At 61.9% G+C, this 7101-nt stretch carries 6 protein-coding genes and 1 pseudogene; 4 read left to right on the top strand and 3 right to left on the bottom strand.

The features are described 5' to 3' along the window. The 4 genes and pseudogenes from GHO41_RS28055 to GHO41_RS28070 all read left to right on the top strand — a co-directional run. Positions 1-344, top strand: a pseudogene (locus tag GHO41_RS28055) (ABC transporter ATP-binding protein); the annotation flags it as partial. A gap of 166 nt (positions 345-510) precedes the next feature. Beyond that, positions 511-1860 carry an MFS transporter gene (locus tag GHO41_RS28060; protein ID WP_153435240.1) on the top strand — a complete coding sequence of 450 codons (1350 nt, stop codon included), beginning with the start codon at positions 511-513 and terminating at the stop codon, positions 1858-1860. Positions 1861-2070: 210 nt separating this feature from the next. Further along, positions 2071-3270 carry a colicin E3/pyocin S6 family cytotoxin gene (locus GHO41_RS28065; protein ID WP_153435237.1) on the top strand — a complete coding sequence of 400 codons (1200 nt, stop codon included), beginning with the start codon at positions 2071-2073 and terminating at the stop codon, positions 3268-3270. 13 nt (positions 3271-3283) lie between these two features. Then, entirely contained in the window at positions 3284-3523 is a 240-nt protein-coding gene (locus tag GHO41_RS28070; protein WP_153435238.1) for a pyocin S6 family toxin immunity protein, read from the top strand. Positions 3524-3590: 67 nt separating this feature from the next. Here the strand turns inward: GHO41_RS28070 and GHO41_RS28075 are convergent, their stop codons facing one another. From GHO41_RS28075 to GHO41_RS28085, 3 genes are all read right to left on the bottom strand, one after another. After that, on the bottom strand, positions 3591-4772 hold the full coding sequence (locus GHO41_RS28075) for a fumarylacetoacetate hydrolase family protein (RefSeq protein ID WP_153435239.1): 1182 nt from the start codon (positions 4770-4772) through the stop codon (positions 3591-3593). 114 nt (positions 4773-4886) lie between these two features. Continuing rightward, on the bottom strand, positions 4887-6671 hold the full coding sequence (locus tag GHO41_RS28080; RefSeq protein WP_048370726.1) for an IlvD/Edd family dehydratase: 1785 nt from the start codon (positions 6669-6671) through the stop codon (positions 4887-4889). 22 nt (positions 6672-6693) lie between these two features. Further along, on the bottom strand, positions 6694-7101 hold a 408-nt coding region (locus GHO41_RS28085), incomplete at its 5' end, for an NAD(P)-dependent oxidoreductase (RefSeq protein WP_153364304.1).

Raw genomic sequence — 7101 nt, forward strand, 5'->3', positions numbered from 1 at the left:
TCGCCATCGCCCGCGCCCTGGCGGCGCAGCCGCAGATACTGGTGTGCGACGAACCGGTGTCGGCGCTGGACGTCTCGGTGCAGGCGCAAATCCTCGAACTGCTCGACGACCTCAAACAGCGCCTGGGCCTGGCCTGCCTGTTCATCTCCCACGATCTTGGCGTTATCAACCACGTCAGCGACGACGTGCTGGTGATGAAAGACGGCGTAGCCGTCGAAAGCGGCCGCGTGCGCGACGTCTTCGACCACCCGCAACACCCGTACACCCAAGCCCTGCTGGACGCCATCCCGCACCTGGAAAGCGGCCGCCGCATGGCCTTCGACTTCCTCAAGCTAGCCATTTAACCCTGATTCACGCCCTGTAGGAGCGAGCTTGTCTCGCGATCTTTTGATCTGGCTTGTGCCATGCCGTAAGGGCGAAACCGTGCAAAACGTATCCTCACCGAGAACCCCCTGAGTGACCATCGCCCAAACCCTCCCGCACACGCGCCCGTTATCGAGGCGCGTGCCGATGATCATTGGCTGTGCGCTGTGCATGGAACTGATCGACTCCACCGTCGTCATGACCGCCTTGCCGCAAATGGCCAGCGACTTCGGCGCGCCGAGCATCCGCATGAACCTGGTGGTTTCGCTCTACATGCTCGGGGCTGCGCTGTGTGTGCCGGTCAGCGGCTGGGTGGCCGACCGCTACGGGCCGCGTCGATTATTCGTGATCGCCATCTCGCTGTTTATCGCCTCATCCCTGGCCTGCGCTGCTTCCAACTCACTGCTGCAACTGTGCCTGGCGCGCATGCTCCAGGGCGCGGCGGGGGCGATGATGGTGCCCGTGGGGCAGTTGATCCTGTTGCGCTGGTCACCCCGTGAAGACCTGCTGCGCAACCTGTCGTACCTGACCATCCCGGCGTTGATCGGCCCCATGCTCGGCCCGCCGTTGGGCGGCCTGATGGTCACCTATTGGTCGTGGCACTGGATCTTCCTGATCAATGTGCCCATCGGTGTGGTCGGTATCGTGTTGGTGCTGCGCCATGTGCCGTACTACCCCGGCGTGCGTGAGCAGGGGCTGGATGTACGCGGGCTGGCACTGAGCGCGGTGGCCATGGCGGCGCTGGTGTTCGGCTTTGAAGCGCTGGGGCACGGCCTGTTGCCGCACCTGTGGGTGGCGCTGATGATCGCCGTCGGCCTGCTCTGCGGCGCGTTATACATCCGCCATGCACAACGCTGCGCCGAGCCGCTGCTGGACCTCAAACTGCTGCGCATCCCCAGCTACGGCATCAGCTTCTGGGGCGGCAACCTGCTGCGTCTGGGCACCTCATCGTTACCGTTTTTGCTGGTGCTGATGTTCCAGCTGTGTTTTGGCCTGAGCCCGTTGCACGCCGGGCTGCTGACCTTGGCCGGAGGCGCCGGGGCCTTTGCGATGAAACTGCTGGCCGTACGCGTGGTGCGCCGTTACGGCATCCGCCGCACGCTGGTGATCAACGCCGTATTGACCGGCCTGACCCTGGCCTCATGCGCGAGTTTTACCGACGCCACCCCCTACAGCGTCATCGTGCTAATGCTGTTTGGCAGTGGGGTGATTCGTTCATTGCAATACAGCACCCTCGGCGCGCTGACCTACGCCGACGTGCCTGCTGCACTGAGCAGCCGCGCCAGCAGCCTGTCGGCCATGACCGTGCAATTGAGCATGAGCCTGTCGGTGGGCCTGATGGCCTCACTGTTGGGCGTGTTGATGAACCTGCGCGGGCACAGCGTGCCGCAAATCAGCGATGTTGCCGCCATGCTGGTGCTCTGCGGCATCGCCTGCATGGCCTCGGCGCTGATATTCCGCCGCCTCGCCGCCGGTGCGGGCGAAGCCGTCTACTGATACCCCCAACCCCCCTGTAGGAGCGAGCTTGCCTCGCGATCTTTTGATCGTTTAAAAGATCGCGAGGCAAGCTCGCTCCTACACGTGGTATGCCGTGGATCAAATCCCTCAATAGAAGCTCAACAAGCCTACACGCACTGCCGACCCGCCTGATTTCGAGCGCATATTCATGCCGATACCGTGCGGCGCTCTCCTACAGGAAGGCGTCCTATGAGCAACAAGCAAGGCGTGACGCAAACACGTCGGCGTGTGGGTGGCGATGGTGGTCAAGGGGCTTCGTACTTCGACGACATGACCCCCGCCGAACTCAAAGAACGCGACGACGGTATCAAGGCTTACGAGGCCATTCAGGCCCGACAAGATGCCTACATGGAGCGACGCCGGGCTGAATCGGTAGCTCAGCAGAGCTCGCAGAAACCTGAGCGTCGGGGCTGTGTATTCGCCAAGTGCAGCAAGCTGCCCGATGCCGTTATCAACTACACCGACCCCACGGGCTTTGTGCCCGTCGACAGCCTGAGCGATTACGGCCATTTCGCGATTCTGGGTGCCCGTCAGGCAGATAGTTCCGGGCTGGTCCCGTTAGAAATCATCAGTGGTGCGGTACCGGCGGGTGTCGGCGGTTTGGCTTTGGGCGGCACGGCCATGGGAGTCGCAGCAACGGCCGGCGGAACCATGATTGCGAGCCTTTTGGCAGGCTTGGTGGTTTTTTTCTGGCCGTCTGATCTTGCCGACAGCGCCCTGTACACCGAAGACCAATTGCGCTCACTCAAACAAGCCCGTACCCGCATGCGTTTGTACGTTGAACAACAGGCAGATGGCTCGCTCAAGGGCTATGGCTTCTATACCGGCACAAAACCCGAATGGGAAATGATCGACGTTATCCAGTTCAGCCAGCGCGGCTCGCAATACGTGGCGGACTTTGGTGATGGCGTCGAACTGATCTGGACACCTGCAATAGATCCAAGCGATACGCTCGGCATCCCGCCGCTAAAAGGCGCTCCCCACACACCACCTATCTGGATCTTTCCGCCGACCAAAAGCGCCGACACAATCATCGTCAACCCGATCTACCCGCCAGACTACAAGGACTTCATCCTGGTGTTCCCGGCTGATTCGGGGGTGGCACCGCTTTATATTGTGTTGAGTGTACCGGGGCATGGTTATCACAAACCACCTGATTTATTGCCAGCGTTTCCTGACGCCGTCAGTGCTCGCCCAAAGTCATCAGTTCAAGGGGGAGGGAAAAAACGAAATAGGTGGGTTGATGGTAGAGGCAGAATCTATGAGTGGGATTACCAGCATGGGGCAGTCGAAATGTATGACAAACAGGGCAAACACTTAGGTGAGTTTGATCCAGATACAGGCAAGCAAACCAAACCTGCCAAAAATGGACGTACCACCCCTAAATAGACCAGAGTTAACTATGAAATTACGACTTACAGGCTTTCTCCCTGAACCGACGGATGATGACCGTGTGAAGTTCAAGTTCTTTATCGACGAAAGTCTTCATAGCTCAGCGCTGGCCATCATGAGATGGACACATTTAGAAGATGCCTTGGGCGGTGAGCAGGAACTCACACCCGATCAAGCTGCATTGTTCGCGAAGCTGTTGGAAGAGCCGCAAATTGTCGATTTGACGCTATTTATTGGCTGTGTTGCTTAACCTGGTGGGTATTAGAACGTTGACCTTACAGGCGCTGCCAATCCAGCGCCTGCCACTGCGCAATGCCTTACCCCAACAACCCGCGGCCGGCCAGGTTCTTCATCAGGTCGCCCACGCCGAACGTCCAGCGCGGGGCCTGGTCGCTGGTGGTTACGCGGTTGTGCAGGGCGCCCAGGGTGGTGGAGGCAATGCTCACCACATCGCCCGGTTTGTGGGTGAAGCCTTGGCCGGGATGGTCGCGGTCGTCGGTGGGGGCAAACAGGGTGCCGAGGAACAGCACAAAGCCGTCCGGGTATTGGTGGTTTTCGTTGAGGGTCTGTTCGGCCAGGTCGGCCGGGTCGCGGCTGATCTGGTTCATTGAGCTTTTGCCGTTGAGCACGTAGCCGTCTTGGCCTTCAACCCGCAAGGTTACTTCGCAGTTGCGCACGTCGTCGAGGCTGAAATGCTCGTCGAACAGGCGGATAAACGGCCCCAGGGCGCACGAGGCGTTGTTGTCTTTGGCCTTGCTTAGCAGCAGCGCGCTGCGGCCTTCGAAGTCGCGCAGGTTGACGTCGTTGCCCAACGTCGCGCCATGGATGCGGCCCTGGCTGTCGACGGCCAGCACCACTTCGGGTTCAGGGTTGTTCCAGCTGGAGCCGGGGTGGATGCCAATCGCGTTACCGCTGCCGACGGCGGCCAGTATCGGCGCTTTGGTGAAAATCTCGGCGTCCGGGCCGATGCCGACTTCCAGGTACTGTGACCACATTTTTTGCTCGATCAGCACCTGCTTTAGGCGCATGGCTTCGGGTGAGCCGGGCTTGAGGTCGCGCAGGTTATCGCCGATGGCCGCTTGCACCAGGGCGCGAATTTCTTCGGCGCGCAGGGCGTCGCCACCGGCTTTTTCTTCGATGACCCGTTCGATCATGCTGGAGGCAAACGTCACGCCTGCGGCCTTGATCACTTGCAGGTCGGTTGGGGCCAGCAAGTAAGGTTTTGCCGGGTCGCGCTGTTCGCCGCTGTTGGCCAGTAACGCCTCGATCGAGCCGAGCGGCGTGCCGCTGATTTCGCGCACCGCTTGTAGAGGTTGATCATGATCGAGCAACAGGCTCAGGGTCGCGAAGTGCGCACTGCAGTCGATCACTTCACCGTCACGAATCACCACCACGGCCGGGCCGCCGCGTTCGCCGGGGAGCCACACGCGACCGACCAGGGTTGCCCGTTGCCAGTCGTGCGGCAGGGAGTTTTCTATGTTCAATTGCAGCGTGTTCATGGGGGCAATCCTCGAATTTTGGGCGAACGTGTCCTGTAGGAGCGAGCTTGCCTCGCGATCTTTCAAGATCAAAAGATCGCGAGACGAGCTCGCTCCTACACAGGGAGCTGAGCGTTAGTGAGAGTGGCGCGGCGGGCCGTTTTCCGGGATGACGCGCCAGTACAGGGTGGCCGGTTCCAGGCAGCCGCCGGTGGACAACTGGCCGACCAGTTGGCGGTACAGTTCCTGCCACGGGGTTTGCGACGGGGCCAGCGGTGGCAGCGGTTCTTTGCGACGCTCGTCGAGTTCGGCTTCGTCCACCAGCAGGTTGACGCTGCGCGCATTGAGATCGACGCGCAGGCGGTCACCAGTGCGCAGCAATGACAAGCCGCCCCCCACCGCCGATTCCGGGGACATGTTGAGGATCGACGGGCTGGCCGAGGTGCCGCTCTGGCGACCGTCGCCCATGCACGGCAACGAGTCGATACCGGCCTTGATCATGGCGGACGGCGGGGTCATGTTGACCACCTCGCCACTGCCGGGGAAGCCCACAGTGCCGCAGCCGCGAATCACCAGAATGCAGCGCTCGTCGATGTCCAGTGACGGGTCGTTGATCCGCGCCTGATAGTCTTCCGGGCCTTCAAAGACGATGGCCCGCGCTTCAAAACTGTTGGGCCGCTCGGGGTCGCTGAGGTAGGTGCTGCGAAACGCTTCACCGACCACCGACATCTTCATGATCGCGCTGTCGAAGAAGTTGCCGCTGAGCACGATAAAGCCTGCGCGGTGCATCAACGGGTCTTCGTAGGAGCGGATCACGTCGCGGTCGCCGGTCACACAATCGGCCACCACTTCGCCCATCTTGCGGCCGCTCACGGTCAGGCAATCGCGGTGCAGACGGCCGACTTTATCCAGTTCGTGCATCACCGCCGGAACGCCGCCCGCACGGTGGAAGCTTTCGCCCAGGTATTCACCGGCGGGCATGCAGTTGACCAGCAACGGCACGTCTTCACCGACGCGCTGCCAGTCGTCCAGCGACAGGTCGATGCCGCTGTGGCGGGCGATGGCGATCAGGTGCGGCGGGCAGTTGGTGGAGGCGCCGAGGGCCGAGGCCACAGCGATGGCGTTTTCGAAGGCGGCGTGGGTCATGATCTGTGACGGGCGCACGTCTTCGCGTACCAGATCGACAATGCGCATGCCGGTGGCATAAGCCATTTGCCCGCGCTCGCGGTACGGCGCCGGAATGCTCGCGCAACCCGGCAACGACATGCCCAACGCTTCGGCCAGCGCGTTCATCGACAGCGCGGTGCCCATGGTGTTGCAGTGGCCCACCGAGGGTGACGAGGCGGTGGTCAGGGTCATGAACCCTTCGTAGTCGATCTCGCCTGCGCTGAGCAAATTGCGCGCATGCCACAGCACCGTGCCGGAGCCGATGCGCTGGCCTTTGTGCCAACCGTCGAGCATCGGCCCGCCGGACAGCACGATGGATGGCAAGTCGGTGGTGGCGGCGGCCATCAGGCACGCCGGGGTGGTTTTGTCGCAGCCGGTGGTCAGCACCACGCCATCCAGCGGGTAGCCGTGCAGCACTTCAACCAGGCCCAGATAGGCCAGATTGCGGTCCAGTGCGGCGGTCGGGCGGCGTGACTGCTCGGCAATCGGGTGCACCGGGAATTCCATCGGGATCCCGCCCGCATCGCGGATGCCATCCTTGACCCGCTTGGCCAGTTCAATGTGATGACGGTTGCACGGGGTCAGGTCGCTGCCGGTCTGGGCGATGCCGATAATCGGCCGCCCCGATTGCAGTTCAGCGCGGGTCAGCCCCTGGTTCATGTAGCGCTCAACGTACAGCGCGGTGAGGTCAGCATGGCTGGGATCATCGAACCATAACTGGCTGCGCAGGCGGCGTGGGGTGGATTCGGTCATGGCAGGCTCCAGCAAATTATTTTTATTCAGGCAAAGTGTTGTTGCGGCGTAACTGGCGGATCAATCCGGCGTGATCAAGCTCGCCGTCACCGGCCTCGACCATGGCTGCAAACAGCCCGTCGACGAGACTGGCCACCGGCAGCGACAAGCCGAGCTTGTGCGCCTGGGCGAGGGCGGTGCGGGTGTCTTTGAGTTGCCATTTGGCCGGGCCACCGGGGGTGAAGTCGTTGGTCAGCATGCGCTGACCGTGTTGACGCCAGATCGGTGAATCGACAAAACCGCCCATCAAGGCTTCATGCACCTTGGACGGGTCGGCGCCGCCGCGCTCGGCCAGCAGCAGGCCTTCGGCGACGGTGGCGATGGTGCTGGCCACGATCAATTGATTGACCAGTTTTGACAGCTCGCCGGTGCCGGCCGGGCCGACATGCAC

The sequence above is a fragment of the Pseudomonas sp. FSL R10-0399 genome (assembly GCF_009600165.1).
Classification (GTDB): domain Bacteria; phylum Pseudomonadota; class Gammaproteobacteria; order Pseudomonadales; family Pseudomonadaceae; genus Aquipseudomonas; species Aquipseudomonas helleri.

Coding starts and splice junctions, on each gene's coding strand:
- GHO41_RS28075 (WP_153435239.1), bottom strand. CDS start 4,772: ATGAACACGCTGCAATTGAACATAGAAAACTCCCTGCCGCACGACTGG.
- GHO41_RS28080 (WP_048370726.1), bottom strand. CDS start 6,671: ATGACCGAATCCACCCCACGCCGCCTGCGCAGCCAGTTATGGTTCGAT.
- GHO41_RS28065 (WP_153435237.1), top strand. CDS start 2,071: ATGAGCAACAAGCAAGGCGTGACGCAAACACGTCGGCGTGTGGGTGGC.
- GHO41_RS28070 (WP_153435238.1), top strand. CDS start 3,284: ATGAAATTACGACTTACAGGCTTTCTCCCTGAACCGACGGATGATGAC.
- GHO41_RS28060 (WP_153435240.1), top strand. CDS start 511: ATGATCATTGGCTGTGCGCTGTGCATGGAACTGATCGACTCCACCGTC.